We start from the raw sequence: 20,179 nt of genomic DNA, 5'->3' as shown, positions 1-20,179 counted from the left end.
GTGTACTATCCTATAATATCATACGGTCAATATACTCTAAATGAGATGGAAAGATGAAGGCATCATTATAGCTGCTAAAAAATACGGCGATAAAAACTTAATTCTCTCTCTGTTTACAAAAAATCATGGAAAGCGCAGGGGATTAACTAAGCTAACAAACAATAGCAATTATAAGTTTCAGATAAGTAATCTATTACATGCAGAATGGAGTGCTAAGTTACCTGAAAATCTAGGTTTTTTTAAGTGCGAATTAATCGAATCTCCATTCCATCATTTCTTTCAAGATAGGTTAAAAAGCATTACTATTGTTTCTTTCTCCTCTATTTTAGAAAAAGTGCTTCCAGAAAGTGAACCCTGTGCCATGCTGTATGACAATTTTCGATATTTCATCGATGTAATTAAACACAACAATCAGTCTTGGCAAAGCCATTATCTTAACTTAGAGCTTCTGCTTCTTACGCAATTGGGATTCAAGTTAGACTTATCCAAATGCGCTGTAACAGGTGTTAAGGAAAATCTGCAATTTATTTCTCCAAAAACTGGTAGAGCAGTGTCAAAAAAAGTAGGAGATTATTATGCAGATAAACTCCTACCTTTTCCACAAATGTTGCATGATGTATACAATAATACCCTACAAAACAGCTACTCATTCCAAGAATTTCAGTTAGGACTGAAAGTCACAGGATATTTTTTAAATAAGTATCTATTTTTGCAGTTAAACGTGAAATTTCCAGAGCTGAGAAACCTCATGTTGTCGCTTTAATCTTAGTTATCATTTTTTTGAAATCATTTCAGAAATCTATAGCTAACCCAAGCAACACGTCATACCGCGATTCATTCGCGGTATCTCAGCATAGATTCCGCTCACGAGTAGTGGAATGACGGTTGTCGGTAAACTTAAGCCACTTTAGCTATAGCCAGTAACCACTCTATTTCTACCACTGTTTTTTGCTTTATATAAATATCTGTCAGCACGTACTATAAATTTTTTAATATCATCAAAGTCAGATCCTTGCATTTCTGCAATTCCAATGCTCACAGTTACATTATGGGTTGTATTTTTATCCGCAAGTACAAAAGGTTCTTTAGCAATAATTTTTCGTATTCTCTCCGCAATAGTATACGCATCTGATACATTGGTATCTGGCATTACAACAACAAACTCCTCACCACCAAACCTAGCTAGTAAATCTGTCACTCTGATATTTTCAGAAATTCTTTTCTGTATTTGCTTTAAAAGTTCATCTCCAGCACTATGCCCAAAACTGTCATTCACTATCTTAAAATAGTCTATATCAAGTATCATAAGAGACAACCTTCTATCCTTTTCCACAGAGTCCTTAACAATGTTTCTTAAGTGTGCATCAAAATATCTTCTATTATAACAGTTAGTTAATGGGTCCTTTATAGACATTTCCGCATTATTAAATAAATTCATTCTCAAGGCATCTTGATATCTTTTGCGTTTTACTTGCGAATTAACCCTTGCTATTAGCTCACCCTCATCCAAAGGTACTGTTAAATAATCATTAGCACCTACATCAAGTGCTTTTACTAAATTGTTTTTATCATAATCCTCAGAAAGAATCAGAATTGGTGTATAACGTGTTTCCACCTTACTACGAAACTCAGAACACAAACGCAAGCCGTCAGTTTTTGAAAATTGCATATCAGAAATGATCAGGTCGTAACCATTCTCAATACCAACCTTCAATGCTTCCATTGGATCACTCAGTATTTTAATTGACCTAAAGCGTTGCTTTAATATATTATATATCTGCTCTGCTTGATGAACATCCTCATCTATAACAAGTATGTTAGCATCAAAAATCTGATTGGAATAATCCATAATACTGTTTCCTGCGACTCCACCAATCTCAGCGTTAGTTTCTCCTCTCAAACGCAATTCATCAATAATCATCTTTAAGCGTGTGAGAGACTTAATTCGTGCAGATAAAGCAGTTTCGTTTATTGGTTTAGTCAGAAAATCATCCGCGCCAGCATTAATACCTTGCACTCTATCATGAGTATCATGCAGCGCAGTTACCATAATTATTGGAATATGGGTTGTCAAGGGATCACTCTTTAGCTCCTTACAAACTTGAAAGCCATTCATCTTTGGCATCATGATATCAAGTAATATAATATCGGGCTGCTGCTTTGCTACTAAATCTATAGCTTCTTCACCATCATGAGCTACGATAACCGTATAGTACTCTGCTTTTAGTCGAGCTTCTAAAAGCTTGACATTAGATAGTACATCATCTACTACCAGAATCTTTGCTGTCATTATCTTTAGATGTATTATCTATATCATAAGTAGGATAAAGCTTACCATTTTTACCAATTATGTAATTTACTTTCTCAGCATTACATTCTTTATATAAGTCTTCAACTCCTGCGTCTTTCAATAACCTCCTAGCTTTTGATTTTATAATCATAAGATACTTATACACATTCCTAATAAGATCAATAAATACAGGCACCTTATTTTTATCAAGAACAATTATGCTCACTAAAGCTACAACTAAAATTTCTGAAAGACCTATATTGAACATTTTCCTATGAAGCAAGTACTTTAATCCTTCTGATTATAAATATTAATTTGCTTAAATCAAGTTTAGAAGCAACCATCTCATCTAAAAAACTATTATAACGTTCTATGTAGTCCTTATCATTACAAGCCCAGGTTTGAACCTTATCTTCAGGGTTATCAGTAGCTTTTATGACTTTAACAGCTAGCTTGTGATGGTAATTGCTTAAATCGTCCAATAAATCATTAACTAAGCTGCGATCCCAATAAGAAGAGCGGCTTTTCATCTTGATGGCAATTGTTCTAATCAGATCGAATCTTAACAGCGACTTTAACTCAAAGTATATTTTACCAGCATCAAGAATGGACAAAGATGTCTGTTCAGCAACAGATATAATGTCCAGTGCATAAGCAAGAACGCATAGATCAGCAACTTTTTTTGCTAGATCTTTATTTATATTAAGTTCTACTAAAGAAGTTGATCCATGGCTATAGATCTTTAATAGGTGTTCATCTAAAACATCAGTTAAGTTCTGGCCTAAAGTTTCAATTGCATCTTTAAATTTTGTAACATCATCCAATTCTACAAAGCTAAGCTTGCCAAGATTTTTCACTAGCCAAAATGATACTCTGCCAATAAATTTCTGCACGTTCCTCACTATTTGTAAGTATGAGTTAACATCAATTTTTCCATCCAATTCATCAATTTTCTGCCACAGGCTGTTTAAATCATACAGGTGGTTAACAACAATATATATGTGAACCGCTTCTTGTATCTTAATTCCAGTGTTCTCAGCCAAATTATTGATGAATATACAGCCCATTCTATTCACTACATCATTTGCAATGCAAGTAGAGATAATTTCTCTACGAAGTTGGTGTTTTAATATGAAATCCTTAAACTTTGTTACCATCTTTTTAGGAAAATAACCTAGCAAGTAGTCATGAGATATAAGATCTTTTTCAGACAGATCGGAATGTATAATTTCATTTTTTATTGCTGTTCTAGCATAAGACATTAGAACAGAGAGCTGAGGAGAACTGAAACCTTCTGCACCAGTTAACATCCTTGCTATCTCTTCTTCAGTTGGAAGAAATTCTACGCTTCGGTTTAACAGCCCAGATTTTTCTAAACTGAGCAGTAACCTGTGGTGCTGCTCCAATCTCTCTTTAGCTTGCAAACACTCAAGAAGTAATGCTTTTGTTTCAATTTTGTTGTGGTTCTCAAGCACTTTGGATGCAACTTCATCCACCATACTTGCCAGTATTTCATTCCTTTTTTCTAAAGAAATACCCCCTGCTTTCATAGCTGAAACAAATGCAATCTTAATGTTAACTTCAAGGTCCGAACATATCACTCCGGCTGAATTATCAACAAAATCTGCATTGATATATCCATCTTTTTCAGCATATTCTATTCTTCCAAGCTGTGTACAACCAAGATTTCCACCCTCTATAAACATAGAAGCTCTAATATCCTTACCATTTACTCTCAGCTCATCGTTTGCTTTGTCACCGACCATGCTATGATTTTCACTCTTTGCCTTAACAAACGTGCCAATTCCTCCATTCCATATGAAGTCCACTTTTGCTTTCAACAGATATCTAATCAAATCACTTGGAGGTAGCATATCTTCTGTTATATCAAAGCATTCTTTTATTTCTTGAGAAATGTTTACTTGCTTGCTGCTACGCTCAAATACTCCTCCACCCTTAGAAATCAAATCTTTATTATAATCCATCCAAGTTGAAAATGGTAACTCAAAGAGACGTTTACGCTCTGTGAAACTCTTTTCTGCATCAGGGTTTGGGTCAACAAAAACATGCATATGGTTAAATGCGCCGATTAAATGTATATTTTTTGAAAGCAGCATACCGTTTCCAAATAGATCGCCAGCCATATCTCCAATTCCAATAACAGTTGTATCCTGGTAAATATCCTTATTCATTTTCCAAAAATGCCTCTGTGCTGCAATCCATGCACCTCTGGCTGTAATACCCATTTTTTTGTGATCATAACCTGCTGATCCACCAGATGCAAATGCATCGCCAAGCCAAAAATTGTATTCAGAGGCTATCTGGTTGGCATAATCAGAAAATGAAGCAGTGCCTTTATCTGCTGCAACTACCAAGTATGGATCGTCTTCATCATACCTAATCACATTCTCTGGTGGAATTATTTCACCATCAACCACGTTATCAGTAATATCAAGCATTCCTCTAATAAAACTCTTATAGCACTCAACACTTTTCTCTCTTAAAATATTCTTATCTTTATAAGCTTGCTTTATTACAAATCCACCCTTTGCACCAACAGGGACAATAACCGCATTTTTTGTCATCTGAGCTTTCATGAGCCCCAAAACTTCAGTGCGAAAATCTTCCGTCCTATCCGACCACCTTAAGCCACCACGGGCTAATTTCCCTCCTCTTAGATGTATTCCCTCAAAAAGGTTTGAATAAATATACAATTCGCGATACGGACGAGGATCAGGCAAACCATTTATTTTACTTGAGTCAAATTTTGTAGATAAATATGGTTTATCGTCTTGATAATAACTGGTCCTTAAAATAGCCATTATCAAGTTAAATATCGAGCGTAAAACGTAATCATGTGAAACATTGCTGATCTCTTTTAGAAGTTCCTCAATTTTTTCTCTGACAATGTCCGTAGTTTCTGCTCTATCAATGTCTATGTTAGGATCAAATCTTGCATGAAATAGTTGTATCAAATACTTTACTACTTTTGGATACTCTGAGACTACCTTTTGGATATATTCTGGGTTGTAGTTAAATGACGTCTGCTTTAGGTAAGCACTTAACGCTCTAACCAGAAGCACTTCTTTCCACTTGAGCCCAGCAATAATGATCAAACTATTGAAATAGTCATTTTTAATTTCCTTGCTAAACACTTTCGCAAGTGTTATTTCAAATTGCTCTTTTAGAGTAATGTTGTCTATTAATTCATCGACTCTTGACAACACAAAATGGTGTATCCATATTCCGCCGTTAATTTCTATGTAATAGCCATTATGAGATAGAATCTTAGCTCCCAAATTCTTAGTAATTCTTAATATCTTCGATAATTCAAGACCTCCATTGCTCGAAGTGTAAACCTTTAATTGATAATTAAGATTGTCACGAGTAAGTCTTAAATCGACCTCGCTAACTCTTTTTTTCCTCACTATCTCCAATTTTTTCATATCGTAATATGCGTCATGAGGTTCGAAACTCTCTTGATAGCTTATTGGAAATGCCTTGCAATAACGGATGAATATATCCTCAACAGTACTAAAAGTATTATATAAATTGTCTATAAAACGATCTTCCCATTTTTCCGTAATGTTCCTTAATTTGTTTTCGATACGCAAAACTTCATCATCAGGAACACTAGCGTTTTTAGCCTTTAGCACTACATGCAATTTCATCAAATCATATTCATTGATAATGTGATTGTTATAAATATCTGAACTTCCTGCACTTGTCTCATCCTTCAATATGTCACGTATCTTGAACATTAGCCTAGCGCTAGCATAACGCATCGGTATCAGCACTATGCAACTAATAAAATCCCCGACTCTTCTTAAAAATAATCTGACCCTTGGCCTAATCGCAAGAGACATGATCGAAATGCAAATTTTAAATAATTCGTCTCCATTTGATTGGAATAATTCATCACAAGAGAACACTTGCAAAATAGAAATCAAAGCTTTATTGTTGTGGCCCCCGGTTACAAATCCTGCATTTTTTTCTATAACTTTAACTTTATCTTTTATTATTGGAATAGTTCGAATATCTTGGACCTCCGCTACAGAAGTAAATAGCCCGAAAAAACGCCGTTCCTTTACTACATTACCCTGGTCATCAAATTCTTTTACTCCTATACAATTCATGTATGTACGCCGATGGACTATTGAGATTAGATCTGATCTCAATATGTATAGGGAATCAAGGTTTGCAGAAGGAATCAACGTACTTTGACCTACTCTCATCAGGCCAAGGTCCTTTTTGCCATCACAGACGAGTTTTTCATCTTTACCAGCAATATATTCTTGATAACCTAGAAATACAAAATTATTATTCTTTAACCAAACTAGAAAATCTTTTTGCTCTTGATTTCGGTCTGGTGTCATTCCAGTGCGTGACACTGGAATCCACGTGTCCTTTTCCTGGATCCCAGTATCAAGTACTGGGATGACAGAAAGACTTGCCTCATCAAGTTTCTTAAGCATTAAGTGCCAATCTTTCACAACACAATTAACTGCTTTCAGCGTTTTTTGTAGAGATTCTTTTAATGTATCAACAAAACTGTCACTTATACCTTTGATAATTACATATATAACTGACTCTTTTATTCCATTACTTTCTTCCAAAGGGTAAATCTCATCTATTAGGCCATCTTTTCTTTTAATGTTAATTATGCTGTTGCTGTAATAGCATATGGTTAAATCGTGCGACTTAATAGTTGCAATAACGGAGTCAACCAAAAATGGCATATCATCGTTTGTTATCTTAATCGTGGTAAAATCGCCTTCTATTCCTGGTATATCATCTATATTACTTACTACTAACTTACTTTCATCTTTCTCTTTTTGAGAAACAAAATTGTAAGCATCGTTTACAATATATAGCAAAAACTTATCATTGGCTTTTAGGTCGCTTTTATAAACAAAACTATAAAAATACTTAATAAATTTTTTAATTTTTTCTTTATCTTGCTGATTTTCTTGATCAGCTAACTTAAATAAAGACTCAGTGTCAACATTATGATCTATACACATTTTTTTAACAAAAATACACAGTGAACTTAAACCTTTTTAACTAAGATTTCATTATCAAGAGCGTACACTATTAGTTCATCATTTTCTACTACTTCCCCTGATAAAACTAATTTAGCTAAATTATTTTGAATACACTCTTGTATCACCCTTTTTAGGGGCCTTGCTCCATATTCAGGGTCATAGCCAGTTTGTGCTATTAGTTCTTTAGCTTCCTGCGACAAACTTATACTCAGTTTACGCTTAGCAAGTGTTTTTTGTAAATAAGAAAATTGAACATCTATAATTTTATAGATGTCATTTCTGGTTAAACTGTGAAATATAATAATTTCATCCAGTCTGTTTAAAAATTCTGGACGAAATGTTGATTTAACTATTTGCATCACTTCGCTTTTTACAGAGTTAGCAACTCCTCCTTCCGATGTCATTCCAGCGCGTGACGCTGGAATCCACTTTTTTTCCTGGATCCCAGTGTCAGCTACTTGGATGACAGAGGGCTTTTCAAGAGGGCTATTTTCTTTTGCTCCTTTAAGCATTATCTCAGCACCAAGGTTAGAAGTTAAAATCAGTATGGTATTGCGAAAATCAATTAATTTGCCATGACTATCAGTGAGTCTACCCTCATCCAAGATCTGTAGCAATAGGTTAAATATATCAGGATTTGCCTTTTCTATCTCATCAAATAAGATTACCTGATATGGTCTTCTCCTCACTGCTTCAGTTAATCTGCCACCTTGTTCATAGCCAACATACCCTGGAGGCGCGCCAATTAACTTTGAAACAGAATGTTTTTCCATATATTCTGACATATCAAAACGCAAAAGCGCTGATTGATCGTCAAACAGAAATTCAGCAAGGGCTTTTGCCAATTCTGTTTTTCCAACTCCGGTTGGACCCAAGAATAAGAATGAACCAAAAGGTCGATTAGTATCTTGCACACCAGAGCGAGAGCGCCTAACTGCATTACTTATCGCTTCTATTGCATCTTTCTGCCCTATTACTCTTCTTCCTATTTCATTCTCCATGTTGAGAAGTTTTTCCTTTTCGCTGTGCATCATGTTATCAACTGGAATTCCTGTCCACTTTGAAACAATGTTTGCAATATCATCTCCAGTCACTTCTTTCTTTAAGAAACTATCAGTAACCTTTTCCTGATTTTTTAATTCATTCTCAAGCTGAGGAATCACACCATACATCAGCTCTCCTGCTCTTCCCAAATTCCCACTACGCTGAACTAATTCCAACTCTTTTCTAGCGTTATCTAATTTTTCGGCTGTTTCTTGTATTCTAGCTATTTTATTCTTTTCCATCTGCCATTTGCTGTTCAAGTCAGCAAATTTACTGTTTAGATTTTCGATCTCTTCATTTATCTTTTTTAAACGCTGTTTAGAATTTTCATCACTTTCTTTTTTTAAAGCCTCTGCTTCAATCTTTAGCTGTATAACCTTTCTCTCAAGTTCATCAATAACTTCAGGCTTGCTATCCATTTCAATTCTCACCCTGCTTGCTGCTTCATCAATCAAATCAATTGCTTTATCAGGTAAAAACCTATCTGTTATATATCTATTGGACAACGTTGCAGCAGCAATTATTGCACCATCTGTAATTCTTATACCATGATGCACCTCATATCTTTCCTTCAAACCCCTGAGTATTGAAATGGTATCAGTTTCAGTTGGTTGAGAGATAAACACAGGCTGAAAACGCCTTGCAAGTGCAGGATCTTTTTCTATATGCTGACGATATTCATCTAAAGTTGTGGCTCCTATACAGCGAATTTCTCCACGCGCAAGAGCAGGCTTCAGCAGATTCGAGGCATCCATTGCACCACTTGTTGCTCCTGCTCCAACTAAAGTGTGCAATTCATCGATGAATAATATAATTTTTCCCTCCGCTCTCGAAATCTCATTAATCACTGCTTTTAACCTTTCCTCAAACTCTCCTCTAAACTTAGTGCCAGCAATTAGTGCTCCAAGATCCAAAGCTAAGACCTTTGCATCATGCAAACCAAGTGGCACATCGTTTGCAACAATTCTATTTGCAAGCCCCTCAACTATTGCAGTTTTTCCAACACCAGGTTCACCGATCAGCACTGGATTATTTTTTGTCCGCCTCAGTGATACCTGCATAGTTCTTCTGATCTCTTCATCACGACCAATTACAGGATCAAGCTTTCCTTGCATAGCAAGCTCTGTAACATCTTTTGTATATTTCTTTGCCGCGTTTAATTTTTCCTCACTGTTTGGCGAGTCCGCACTGCTGCCCTTTCTCATTTCTGCAATAACTGAGTTCAGTTTTTGTAGAGTCACACCATTCTCTGCCAGAATTTTGCCTACAGTATCATCTTTTTGTGCAGTGAGGCCCTGTAGTAAACGCTCAACAGCAACAAATGAATCTTTATTTCTTCTTGCAATACCAATTGAATCTTCAAAAACTTTTGCTATTTCTCTTGAAAGTTGAAGGCCACCACTTCCTGGACCTTCAATTACTGGCAACTTTTTTATTGCGCTATCCACAGCATCAGAAATACTTTGCACACTTCCACCACAAGCGTTTATCAAATCCTGAACTAAACCTGATTCATCTTCAAGCATCACTTTTAGTAAATGCTCAGGCATAAAAATCTGATGCCCAGCTCCCAACGCTTTCATTTGAGCACTTTGAATTAGACTTTTTGCTTTTTCGGTAAATTTATTTAAGTCCATAACACCAGTTAAATTCGTATTTGCTGATGTATATAACAACTGATTTCATAAATTTAAACCTAAAGTTGTTTATTGTTAGGTATAAAATTTAAAACTTTCTTAAAAAAGGAACTATCATAGTAACCATACAAATATCTTGTATCTCAAGACCTTTGGTTTTTGTTGCTGAAAATGGTTGTATTATTTAAGTTATTAACAATATACAATACTAAGTTAATGTAATTTATTTGGAGATGACAGGAAAATTTATTGTAACTTTATATTCTAAATAGAATAAAGTTCTTTTGTTAGTATTGTCCTTTTTGTAAAAAATATTCCTAATTTCTTCATCATTTCTGTGGGTAAGGTCATCTGCTTCTCTACCTCAAGTGGTTAACAAAGTTTCTTGTCACGAGGGACCAAATGGAAATCTGCTCGTTTTCACGCGAATTAATGTTACAAATTCTATACATTTCGTTACAAAATGGCATTCGCTTTCTCCATTATCCTTTACCTGCATTTTCATCAGCGTTCCTTGCGGTTTGCTTGCCATATAGGCGGAAATACAGGCTTACCCTGTTCCTTCTGTCATACAACAGTGGGTTAGGTGACTTCTCTATACCGGTGATTTGCGTACATCCAGAAATGAAAAATTTCACATTACCTTTTGGTCGGAGCTTATCAGCATCTTTAGCTCTTTAATCGTTACGATACTTATGAAGCTTCACTTACGTTCACCATACCACTAAGCCTAGCTCTCCAACCACATGATGCTTGTAGTTTATGCTCCTTTCACGATTGAGCATCTTCTTTTTCAAGAGGAGGTTCATTGTCCGCATCGCTTGGCACCAACCGGTTACCCGATTCGCATTGATGCGTAGACTCAGATGGCAAAACATCTGGTTTAATAAGTTTTAGAACTCTTTTAGTTTCTTTCTGAAGGAATTCCTCTCCTTTTAAACAATATGACCGAAGACTTTCAGGTCGCACCATTTCAATAATTAGCTGGGTTCCAGCAGAATCAGTACAGAAAACATCAACAATACTTTGTTTTTTAGAGGCAATCTCAGCATCCATGATAGTGCTGAGAAATTCTATTTCTTCTATTTCATCTTTGCCAGCGAAGCCCAATATATCATTGAGAAAGTGAATGAGAATATCTTTATTTTTCTCAGTGCCAAATATTCTCTTGAACGCGAAATTGTTTTTTGGATCGAGAAATTTCGAAAAGGCCATAATTAAATACAATTAGGAGACGAATAATTATACACTATTTTTCGCAAATGTTCAACCTCTGATTACTCCTTATTCTTTGCCCTTCCTGCACGCTTACGTTCATTTGGATCAAGGAATTTCTTGCGTAAACGTATAGATTTTGGAGTTACTTCCACCAATTCATCATCATCTATATACGCTATCATATCCTCCAGTGTCATTATCTTTGGTGGAGTGAGCTTTATAGCTTCATCACTACCTGAAGCTCTTACGTTTGTTAATTGCTTACCCTTTAACACATTTATCTCCAAATCATTGTCACGGCTATGCTGGCCGACAACCATGCCACAATATACCTTATCCTGTGGCTTAATAAACATAATTCCCCTGTCTTGCAAATTGAAAATTGCATATGCCACAGCCTCACCCTTATCTGTAGAAATTAAAACTCCATTGCGCCTTCCAGAAATTGGACCTCTATGTGGAGCATAACTGTGAAATAAACGGTTAATTATGCCTGTGCCACGAGAATCAGTTAAAAACTCTCCTTGATAACCGATTAATCCTCTTGATGGCACTAAAAACGTTAATCTTGTCCTGCCATTACCAGAAGGTCTCATGTCAGTTACTTCACCTTTACGGAAGCTGAGTTTTTCCATGATGATTCCACTATATTCATCATCTACATCAATTACTACTTCCTCTATAGGTTCAAGTTTTTTGCCATCTTCTTCCTTAAATAGCACTCGAGGGCGTGATACCGAAAGCTCAAAACCTTCTCTCCTCATATTTTCAATTAACACCCCAAGCTGTAGCTCACCACGTCCACCTACTTCAAACGCTTCACCGCTTGGTGCTAAAGTCACAGTAATTGCAACATTTGTTTCTGCCTCCGCGTATAAGCGATCCTTTATAGCAGTTGAGGTAAGCTTTGTACCTTCTTGCCCAGCAAAAGGTGAATCATTAACACTCAGAGTAATCGCCATTGTCGGCGGATCAACTGGAGTTGAGCTTACTGCAGTTGTAACCTCTGGTGCTGCTATAGTGTCTGAAACTGAAGCTTCCTCAAGCCCTGCAATTGCAATTATGTCTCCTGCCACAGCTTGTTCTACTGGAATGCGTTTCAAGCCAGAAAATGAGAGCAACTTAGTTAATCTTCCTCGTTCAATTACTTTGCCATCGAGGTCAAGCACCTTAAGATCTGAATTGACTTTTGCAATGCCCTGATAAACCTTTCCTGTCAATATTCTGCCAAGAAACTTATCAGACTCAAGTAGAGTGACCAACATAGCAAAAGGTGCATTTTGATTATAAACAGAAGGTTTTATATAATCTATAACCGTTGAAAATAATGGGCTTAAATCTTTTCTTTCATCAGAAAGCTCCTTAGCACACCAGCCATTTCTACCTGAAGCATACAACACTGGAAAATCTAGCTGCTCGTTGGTTGCATCAAGGTTAAAAAATAACTCATATATTTCATTTAATACTTCATCAATTCTGCTGTCTGGTCGATCGACCTTATTGATTATCACAATTGGCTTCAAATTTGCTTTTAGTGCTTTTGAGAGCACAAATTTTGTTTGTGGCATGGGACCTTCTGCAGCATCAACCAGCAGCAACACGCCGTCTGCCATGCACAATACCCTTTCTACTTCTCCACCAAAGTCTGCGTGCCCTGGCGTATCAATAATATTGATTTTTTCATCACCCCACATTATTGATGTGCATTTTGCAAGTATTGTAATCCCGCGCTCACGTTCTTGGTCGCCACTATCCATCACTCGTTCTTGAACTTCTTGATTCTCGCGGAATGTGCCACTTTGTTTTAACATGTTATCAAGTAAAGTAGTTTTACCGTGGTCAACGTGTGCGATTATTGCTATATTTCGGATCGATTTAAATTCGTTCATTTTCTATCATTTCAAAATTAATTTAGTAATAAGTATACATAAAATACACTTGGAGTAAATAACTAAAGCTGTGTATAAATGCTGTGTTTCCAAGATATTATAGGATTACTTTGTTAAATATTCCCTACTCCCAGGTTTTGTTATGGGTAGTTGTTTTAATTCACTTGGAAGTTCTTCCTCGCTGTAGTTTTTGATGTTCAGTTCAATCAAAGATATGACAGGAAAAGGCAGTTTCGTTTCACTATTTCTCTTTATCAAAGAAGCTTCAGCAACAACTTTACCTCCTTCCCCTTCTGCACATTCCACTGCTTCAAGTGAAGATTTACCTGTGGTTATTACATCTTCAATGAGCAATATTTTCTCACCCTTTTTGATCTTAAATCCACGGCGTAATTCAAACTTACCATTAACGCGCTCGCAAAACATTGTCTTTATTCCAAGCTGCCTGCCAATCTCATAACCCACAATTATTCCACCAATTGCAGGAGATAATATTAAATCTATGGAGCTATTTAATTCTTTTTTTATTTTATCTGCTAATAATGCGCAAACTTTCATGGCTCTGCTTGGATTTTCAAAAATCTTCGCACACTGTATGTATGTGTCACTATGCAGCCCGGATGATAAAACAAAATGCCCATGCAAAATTGCTTCTGCTTCTTTAAATTCTTTTATTATTAGGTTATTTTCGTCTAATATCATTTTTTAAGTTTCACTATTACATTCTTTATTAATTATCTGAGTGATACAAACATCAGACCACACATTTATTGCAGTTTCAAACATATCGATGATTGTATAAATAGGCAAAATCAGTCCCATAATATGCAGAGGAACATTCATCGACATGAGATAACTGGTTGCCATAAAATAGCACCCCATCGGCACTCCAGCGTTACCAATTGCAGCCCCTGTAGCTAAAAAAATCCATATCAACATTTCGCTTAAGGAAAATACGTATCCGTTCATTTCTGCAACAAACATTACAGTGATTAGTATAAATGCAGCACATGCATTCATGTTAATTGTTGTGCATATTGGTAAAATAAAAGACGATAATTTCTTTGGCACCTTTAGCTTGTTCTGCACACATTCTATAGTTGTTGGCAATGTTGCACTGGATGATTTAGAAAAAAACGCAAGTGTGAGTGCTGGCATAACCCCTTTCAGCGTTTGAATTGGTGATATGCCTTTATACCACATAAATAGCGGTAAAATCAGAAATGCCTGCACAAAATTTGCAGACATTATGCAAACAAAATACCATAAAAGATTGTAGAACTCACTACCGCCTTTTAATTCATGCAAAAAACAAGTAATAAAAGACCAAACAGCAAGCGGAATAAATTTTAATAACCCTTGAGCAATTTTAAGTAGCGTATCAAAAAGTGCAGAGAATACTTGATATAATATATCCTGCTTTTCTTTTGAAAGTGAAACAATAGCTCCACCCATCAAAAAAGCGATTAATATGCTACCAATCATATTATTTTCAAGAAAAACTTGCACAAAATTAGAAGGAATGAGTGATTTTAAATATGAAAAATAACTGTGGTTATTGCTGTTAATACTCCCTATTGTATTACTTATGAAATTTTTTCTTGCTGGATCTATTAACAAATAAAACGATAATGCAACAAACGCAGCTATAATAGTTGTAAGCAGAGTATAAAATAGTGTTTTCTTAACTAAGACTTTGATTTCAATTGAGTCTTTGAGCCCGGAAATTGTGGAAACTATGGATAAAAAAACCAGAGGTAAGCTTATTAATTTGAGCAAGCTGATAAAGATATCACTAAATAGCTTTGCTATTTCAAATATGATTTCATTGTTTAGGTAGTAAGCAACTATTGCAAGCAGTATAGAAAAAAGTATTGCAAACTTGTACATTGAAAATAAAACTTCAAAGTAACATTATACAATAATTTTGCTGTTTTGGAATCAGATTGATAGACAAAATAACTTTACAGATTAGGGAAAGATAAGAGGATGTGTTTATTCGGAGACAGTGTAAGATTTCTTAATTTAAATTTAGGTGCACTTAGCCCATTCTGGTGATAACAAATTGGAATAGATAAGATATGATAACTAACTCTTCTGCGAGTATATAGTTTTGCCGGACACAACAGTACGTACTACGTGTCCTTTTACTTTGCGACCATCGAAAGGAGAATTCTTTGATTTACTAGCAAAGTTGTCAGTTTTAATTTCCCATTCATGATTGAGGTCAACTAAAATTAAGTCTGCAGCAAGGTTTTTTTGTATACGACCACGTGGTATGTGTATTATATCTGCAGGCTTATATGTCAATTTTGCAAGCACATCAAGTAGACCCATTTGCCCACTGTGATAGAGTTCAAGTGAAAGGGGCAGCATTGTTTCAAGACCAACAATACCAAATGCAGCATTTTCAAGTGGTAGATCTTTAGAACTACGATCATGCGGAGCGTGATCAGTTGCAATGCAATCAATCACACCTGTCTTTAAACCTTCAACCATAGCTAAACGATCTTCTTCAGTGCGAAGCGGCGGATTCATTTTTGCAATTGCCCCATGTTGTTTTACTATATCTTCAGTCAAAGTGAAGTGATGAGGGGTTACTTCGCACGTAACATTTAATCCCAAATCTTTTGCACGTTTAATAGCATCAAGTGAATCTTTTGAAGAGACATGTAGAATATGGTAGTGCACATTTTCCATATCCTTCATTAGCAGTATATCACGATTTACCATAACCGATTCTGACGCACTCAAGATCCCCTTTACTCCCAATTCTTCAGAAATTTTACCTTCGTTGATTGCGCCACCAGCAGATAAATTTAAATCTTCTGCATGTTGAGCAATAGGGACATTCAGCATACTTGAATAAAGCAGTGCCTGTCTCATAATCATTGGGTTCATAACTGGCATGCCATCATCAGTGAACCCAACCGCACCTGCTTCCTTTAAAAGTGCCATTTCAGTCAACTTTTCTTCCGAAGTGGTGATTTTAGCGTAAAATTCAACGTTTACATGTGAAGTTTCAAGTGCTCTATATTTCAAATATTTAGCCAAAATAACGCTATCAATTGCTGGAACAGTGTTTGGCTGACAAACTACAGTTGTAACTCCCCCCGCAGCTGCAGATTTGCTGCCTGTATATATAGTTTCTTTATGTTCCTGGCCTGGTTCACGAAAATGTACGTGAATGTCAATAAGGCCTGGCATTAGAACAAGCCCTTTACAGTCTATTGTTTCATCAACTCCACTTGTTGAAAATAATGATTCACCAAAGTCAACAATTTTATCCCCTTCAGTCAATAATGAACCTTTTATATCAAGTTTAGTTTCCGGGTCGATAATACGAGCATTAGTATACGCAATTTTATAGCCTTCCTTTTGCCCTGTTTGCAACAAATCCCAAGTTTGAGTCATTATATTTGAGTATCGATTATAAAATAAATCTAAAGTTTTTTTAATAAAACACAACCAAATTAAAACACAGACTAAGAGCTGTCTTGAATTAAAGTGCTTTCATTATCCTAAAGATTTGGTTCTTATAACCTAGTTAGCTCAGTTTTAACGTTAATGTGTGAAGCTCTGAGTTCTGTTGAAGGATTTTCCAGCTGAATATCTAGCTCATTCTGTATGTTCGATAAACAAATTAAAGCTGAATCAAAAATTTCATCACACTGCTTTGCTTCATGTATATCATCAATTATTTCCTCGAATTCTTCCACATCATCCATTTCTTGCGGCGCACTTTTTAATATCGCTTTTATTTGGTTTAAGTTTTGACGAATTTTCTCCTGATATCCAACAATTCTCTCTTGATATATATCAATCATTTTTTGACATGCGTTGCCTCTAAATGGATGTTCTTTTTTCTCTTTTATGTAAGAATTTTGAAAGTCTTTACAGTTAAGGATTGCTTCTCTATGTTTTTTTACGTCATTAATTGCGCTGATTATCGACTTATCTATTTTCTTTAAATTTTCTTCCCGTTCTTCTCTTTTAATTATACTTTTGGATTCATTTTTTATCTGGTTCATTTTGTCATACAGGTTTCTGCATCCTTTGTAAGATGCCATTGGTTGTAACATTCCTTCTTTTACACCTTTATTGTAAAAATTCTTCAACTCATCACTTGATAGTATTGTTATAGCATCTTCCCTTTTACCTTGTGATTTAGGATACTTTTTATTCAATAAACTAACATGATTTAACAAGAAATCTCTAACTAGCCCTTCTTTTTTTACTTCGGATAATCTTTCTAGTGTTTCTATATATTTCAGAGTTTCCGCAAAGAGCTGTCCACCAGAGGGAGCAAATCCTTGAAGTGATTTACTCTGTGCTTTACAAAAATCGGTTTGTAAAAAATCTTCAGCTTGTTTTTTTATTACTGAAAGTTCATTAAAGGCTTTTTCTGGATTGATTTTTCTCAAAATACTAATAGCTTTTCTAATCGCTTTTTCTCTCTTTTTATTATCTTGCTTTTCATTTAATATGAGATGTTCAGTTTTGGTAAAAGCATTACCTTGATCACTCTTTGCAATGTTACAAACGATGTTTTTTACAACTTCTTCGGTTGCTGCATAATCTATTTCTTTTGCAAAGCAGTCAACAAATGATTGCCAAACTTTTTTATTAACAAGTTTACTTGTCTTATTTTCAAAATCTTCTATATCTTTGAATCCTAAAATAGTATAGAGATTTTTTTCGATTATTGGTTCGGCATGTTGTTTTGCCACTTTACCTTTTATATTGAATGGAAATTTACTAATCTTAGTTGTACCCACAATGTTACCTCAATATTAACGCTATCTATAAAAGTATAAAGATTTAATATTTAATTTTTAATTAATACTAGCACAGCTAACTACGGGAGCATTATGCTAGCATCAATTAACACTTTAACTTCTTACTTGTCATCAGTAATATTGTTTATATAAAAACTATAATTTTTTATGCCTGAACTTGGGAATATATTGCTATTGCTAGCCTGCTTATTGTCTTTGACATATTTGTTTTTACCGCTTAGTTCTTGTCGGTTTATTACCACTGCCATATTTTTTTGTGTATCAGCGTCAATGGCTATTTTGATCTACTGCCACATTACAAATGATTTTTCACTTGAAAACGTATACTACCACTCACACACAACAAAACCTTTGATCTACAAGATTTGTGGTGTTTGGGGAAATAAAGAAGGGTCCATGTTGCTTTGGGCATTAGTGCTTACCTTTTACCTATTTCTGATGGATATTTTTACTGATAACGACAGTAAATTGAAGAAAGTATCCTTGATCACCCAAGGCTTGATTTGCTTTTGTTTTTTACTGTTCACTTTACTTGAATCCAGCCCCTTCACTAAAATGCCAAGCGTTGAAAAAGATGGTCTTGGTTTTAATCCGATATTGCAAGATATAGGCCTTGCTATTCATCCACCGATATTATATTTGGGGTACCTTGGGTTTAGCGTTCCTTTTTCGCTCTCTATAGCTGGATTAATTGCAAAAGTTGAAGGAAATGTTTGGGCTAAAATTGTCAGGCCTTGGGTACTTATTTCTTGGTCGCTGCTCACTTTGGGCATCAGCTTGGGTAGCTGGTGGGCATATCGCGAACTTGGGTGGGGTGGATTTTGGTTTTGGGATCCAGTGGAAAACGTTTCTTTGATGCCGTGGCTAATTGCAGTAGCGCTGACACATTTGTTGCTCGTGGTACGGAATTTCAATGTTTTAAAGAACTTTGCTATTTTACTTACGCTTACAACTTTTATATTGAGTGTGACTGGAACATTTCTAGTCCGCTCAGGAATACTCACCTCAGTGCACACGTTTGCAGATGATCCAAGGTATGGACTGTATATATTAGCTCTACTTGGTGTAATTACAGTCAGTAGCTTAGTAATATTTGTAGTATTTACGAGAAAAAATCACACGTCTGCGATGTCATTCCAATGCTTGACACTGGAATCTGAAAAGAAACCTGCTACTCAAGTGACAGAGGGTAGAAGATTCTTTTCACGCCTTACGATGATGCTGATGAACAATTTATTATTCATCACTGCCTTTTTCATTGTGTTCGTTGGCACTTTATACCCTACAGTGCTCGAATATTTAACCGGTGAATTAATTTCAGTTGGAGCACCATATTACAATTCTTTATTTAATCCTATTGCACTGGCTATTCTAGCCCTCACGATAATTGGGCAATACTGCAGTTGGCAGGGAAATAGTCTATTGCCAATATTCCGTGAATATAGATTTTCATTTTGTAGTGCTGCAGCTATTTTGCCGTTTATTTTTCACATGGAGCTAATAATTGTGCTATCAATTACTATCTCCATAGCATTATTAATCTTTGTTTTAGAAGCATACAGTAAAAGAATTTGTTTATTTAAGGTAGCATTTGGTGAATCAATTTTATTAGCAAGAAAAGTTTCTAAATCCTACTATGCAATGATGGCAGCTCATGCTGGAGTGGCAATTCTAGTGCTTGGTATAGCATATTCGGTTGGTTGGCAGGAGAAAAAAGAAAATTACTTAAAAATAGGGGATAGCATAACAGTCAATAAATTTAAAGTTACTTTACGAAATATTGAGCTAATAAAAGAAAAAAATTTCCATGCAGTGAGAGGTACAATGTATATCAGGAATTTGCTGAATAATAAGATATTAGGTGAGATGACCCCTGAATATAGATTTTACCTTGCGGAAGGTCAAAAAAATGTTGAAAGCAGTATCTACCACAATTTGCTTTCTGATATTTATGTTGTAATTGGAGAGATTGATAAGAGTAAGAGCAAAATTGCAGCTAAAGTGCACTATAAACCTGGAATGTCTATAATCTGGCTTGGATCCTTTCTCATCGCTTTTGGTTCGCTCTTTGCTGCTTTTCCTTTTAGTAAACGGGCGAAGGTTGTCTAGCTGTCGTGGATTTATTAACAACGCTCCTAGGTCCAGAGTGCAATATATGAGAAATTACCGGGCTATAGATACTGATTTGCAAAGGTTAGAACCAAAGAAAGTTATATTTTTTTATTGACAGACCTATATATTACGATATTCACTAAGG

General features: G+C 35.5%; 12 protein-coding genes and 1 pseudogene. 2 read left to right on the top strand and 11 right to left on the bottom strand.

The window, feature by feature from the left end:
- Positions 1 to 40 precede the first annotated feature (40 nt).
- Entirely contained in the window at positions 41 to 763 is a 723-nt protein-coding gene (recO, locus tag AAGD51_RS05210) for a DNA repair protein RecO (RefSeq protein WP_065094880.1), read from the top strand.
- 144 nt (positions 764 to 907) lie between these two features.
- On the opposite strand, the gene AAGD51_RS05205 is transcribed toward recO, so the two are convergent.
- From AAGD51_RS05205 to AAGD51_RS05155, 11 genes and pseudogenes are all read right to left on the bottom strand, one after another.
- Positions 908 to 2,290 (bottom strand): PleD family two-component system response regulator, encoded by a 1,383-nt coding sequence (locus AAGD51_RS05205; protein ID WP_077188565.1) that lies wholly within the window; start codon positions 2,288 to 2,290, stop codon positions 908 to 910.
- Positions 2,262 to 2,558 carry a hypothetical protein gene (locus tag AAGD51_RS05200; RefSeq protein ID WP_038250226.1) on the bottom strand — a complete coding sequence of 99 codons (297 nt, stop codon included), beginning with the start codon at positions 2,556 to 2,558 and terminating at the stop codon, positions 2,262 to 2,264. Before AAGD51_RS05200 ends, AAGD51_RS05205 begins: the two co-directional genes overlap by 29 nt.
- A 4-nt stretch (positions 2,559 to 2,562) precedes the next feature.
- The gene (locus AAGD51_RS05195) at positions 2,563 to 7,314 is read right to left on the bottom strand and encodes an NAD-glutamate dehydrogenase (protein WP_341810392.1); all 4,752 of its coding nucleotides are present in this window, start codon (positions 7,312 to 7,314) and stop codon (positions 2,563 to 2,565) included.
- A 26-nt stretch (positions 7,315 to 7,340) separates the two neighbouring features.
- A complete protein-coding gene (locus AAGD51_RS05190) occupies positions 7,341 to 10,016 on the bottom strand; it encodes an ATP-dependent Clp protease ATP-binding subunit (RefSeq protein ID WP_082246123.1) in 2,676 nt (891 codons plus the stop codon).
- Positions 10,017 to 10,404: 388 nt separating this feature from the next.
- Positions 10,405 to 10,548, bottom strand: coding sequence for a hypothetical protein (locus AAGD51_RS05185; protein WP_173862872.1), 144 nt, complete (start codon positions 10,546 to 10,548; stop codon positions 10,405 to 10,407).
- Between the two features lie 437 nt (positions 10,549 to 10,985).
- Positions 10,986 to 11,231 (bottom strand): annotated as a pseudogene (locus AAGD51_RS05180) (PD-(D/E)XK nuclease family transposase); the annotation flags it as partial.
- A 62-nt stretch (positions 11,232 to 11,293) separates the two neighbouring features.
- The gene (typA, locus tag AAGD51_RS05175; RefSeq protein WP_065094924.1) at positions 11,294 to 13,123 is read right to left on the bottom strand and encodes a translational GTPase TypA; all 1,830 of its coding nucleotides are present in this window, start codon (positions 13,121 to 13,123) and stop codon (positions 11,294 to 11,296) included.
- A gap of 105 nt (positions 13,124 to 13,228) precedes the next feature.
- Entirely contained in the window at positions 13,229 to 13,825 is a 597-nt protein-coding gene (gene pyrE, locus AAGD51_RS05170; RefSeq protein ID WP_006279657.1) for an orotate phosphoribosyltransferase, read from the bottom strand.
- Between the two features lie 3 nt (positions 13,826 to 13,828).
- Positions 13,829 to 15,013 carry a dicarboxylate/amino acid:cation symporter gene (locus tag AAGD51_RS05165; protein ID WP_341810391.1) on the bottom strand — a complete coding sequence of 395 codons (1,185 nt, stop codon included), beginning with the start codon at positions 15,011 to 15,013 and terminating at the stop codon, positions 13,829 to 13,831.
- 198 nt (positions 15,014 to 15,211) lie between these two features.
- Positions 15,212 to 16,537, bottom strand: coding sequence for a dihydroorotase (locus AAGD51_RS05160; protein ID WP_077188568.1), 1,326 nt, complete (start codon positions 16,535 to 16,537; stop codon positions 15,212 to 15,214).
- A gap of 122 nt (positions 16,538 to 16,659) precedes the next feature.
- Entirely contained in the window at positions 16,660 to 17,901 is a 1,242-nt protein-coding gene (locus tag AAGD51_RS05155) for a hypothetical protein (protein ID WP_236515001.1), read from the bottom strand.
- 168 nt (positions 17,902 to 18,069) lie between these two features.
- On the opposite strand from AAGD51_RS05155, the gene AAGD51_RS05150 reads away from it, so the two are divergent.
- Positions 18,070 to 20,031 carry a heme lyase CcmF/NrfE family subunit gene (locus AAGD51_RS05150; RefSeq protein WP_006279652.1) on the top strand — a complete coding sequence of 654 codons (1,962 nt, stop codon included), beginning with the start codon at positions 18,070 to 18,072 and terminating at the stop codon, positions 20,029 to 20,031.
- Positions 20,032 to 20,179 lie beyond the last annotated feature (148 nt).

This window comes from Wolbachia endosymbiont (group A) of Volucella bombylans, assembly GCF_964026965.1.
In the GTDB taxonomy this organism is placed as follows: Bacteria; Pseudomonadota; Alphaproteobacteria; order Rickettsiales; family Anaplasmataceae; genus Wolbachia; species Wolbachia pipientis.
This window is presented reverse-complemented; position numbering and strand designations above follow the sequence as displayed.